The sequence below is a fragment of the Kitasatospora sp. NPDC093558 genome (genome assembly GCF_040683475.1).
Lineage (GTDB): Bacteria > Actinomycetota > Actinomycetes > Streptomycetales > Streptomycetaceae > Kitasatospora.
Window position 1 is genome coordinate 1 of record NZ_JBFBDY010001056.1, and the last position, 1,633, is coordinate 1,633.

1 protein-coding gene and 1 pseudogene are annotated in these 1,633 nt (G+C 71.5%); both read left to right on the plus strand.

Features of this window, described 5'->3' with window-relative positions; genetic code table 11:
* The first annotated feature begins 257 nt into the window (after positions 1-257).
* The gene (locus AB0O00_RS38405; RefSeq protein WP_363659321.1) at positions 258-1,367 is read left to right on the plus strand and encodes an FAD-dependent monooxygenase; all 1,110 of its coding nucleotides are present in this window, start codon (positions 258-260) and stop codon (positions 1,365-1,367) included.
* A 71-nt stretch (positions 1,368-1,438) separates the two neighbouring features.
* Positions 1,439-1,633, plus strand: a pseudogene (locus AB0O00_RS38410) (GNAT family N-acetyltransferase); the annotation flags it as partial.

Here is a 1,633-nt window from a genome sequence, read left to right on the forward strand (position 1 = left end):
CGAGCGTGCCCTCGGCGATGCGCCGGGCGATCTCGTCGGCGATGCGGCGGAACGGTGGGACGAGCTGCGCGGCCAAGGTGGCGGCTCCTCGGAGAATATATTTACGGGCCCACTGAGCCTGTACTAGTTCAGACCCTACCAGCGGCGGTGGCCTGTTTGTGGCTGCTGTCCTATAACAGTGCTGCGCATCAGGGCAGTTGGCAGCGGTGAGCGTACGCCGTACATTCAGGACGCGTACAGCGTACGAAGGAGCTTTCATGAAGACTGTGCTGATCTCCGGTGCCGGTGTCGCCGGGACCTCGCTCGCCCACTGGCTGCACCGTGACGGCGTCGCGGTGACCGTCGTCGAGGCCGCGCCGGCCCTGCGGCCCGGCGGCCAGGCAGTGGACATTCGCGGCGTCGCCGTCGATGTCGTCCAGCGGATCGGGTTGTTGGAGGAGGCCCGTGCCGTCCGGACGCGGATGCGCGGGATGTCGGTACTGGACGGCGACGGGCGGGAGGTGCACCGCTCCACCGAGACGACGTTCAGCAGCGGGCGGCTCGCGAACGACGACATCGAGCTGCTGCGCGAGGACTTGGTGCGCCTCCTGCACGAACGCGCCGGCGCGGGGGTCGAGTTCGTCTTCGGGGACCGCATCACCGCGCTCGACCAGGGAGAGGACGGGGTGCGCGTCTCCTTCGAGCACGGCCGGGCCCGGACCTTCGACCTGGTCGTGGGCGCCGACGGGCTGCACTCGGGTGTGCGGCGGCTCGGGTTCGGGCCGGAGGAACGGTTCACCCGCCACCTTGGAACGCACCTGGCGGTCTTCGGCGCGGACAACTTCCTCGCCCTGGAGGACTGGCAGCTGTGGCTCCGCGACGGCGAGGCCGGCTACGGCGTCTACCCGGTGCGCGACAACACCGAGCTTCGGATCGCCTTCGGCTTCGCGGCCGAGCCGTTGGAGTTCGACCACCGGGACACCGACCGGCAGCGGCAGCTCGTCGCCGACCGGATGGGCCGACTGCGCTGGGAGACGCCGAGGCTGCTCAAGGCGCTGCGCGAGGCACCCGACTTCTACTTCGACGCGATGACGCAGGTGTGCATGGACCGGTGGTCGGACGGCAGGATCGTCCTGCTCGGCGACGCGGGCTACTGCGCGTCGCCGCTGTCCGGCCAGGGGACCAGCCTCGCGCTCGTGGGCGCCTACGTCCTGGCCGACGCCCTGCGGCGGGCGGGCGCCGACCACCGGACGGCCCTCGCCGACTACGAGCGGCGCCTGCGACCGTTCGTCGCGCTCAACCAGGCGCTCGCCACCGAGAACCCGGGCGGCCCGGCCGCCGAGGACTCCGTCGAGCGGGCCAAGAACGCGATCGCGCTCGACGGCTGACCGTCGGGCTACGGGCGGATGGTGCGGCCTGATCCGACAAGATCCACAAGACGCGTCCTATGCTTCCGGGCATGAGTCAGAACGCAACCAGCGGCCTCGCCATCCTCGACTCCGCGGCGGTGGCCGACCGGCCGGGGGCGATCGGGGAGTTCACGGCGGCCGCCCACCGGATCCTGGCGGAGCTGGTGGCGGCGGGCGCCGCACTGGGGTGGCTGGAGCCGCCGGCGCCGGACGAGGTCGCCGCCCTGGTCGACGAGGTCCTCTCC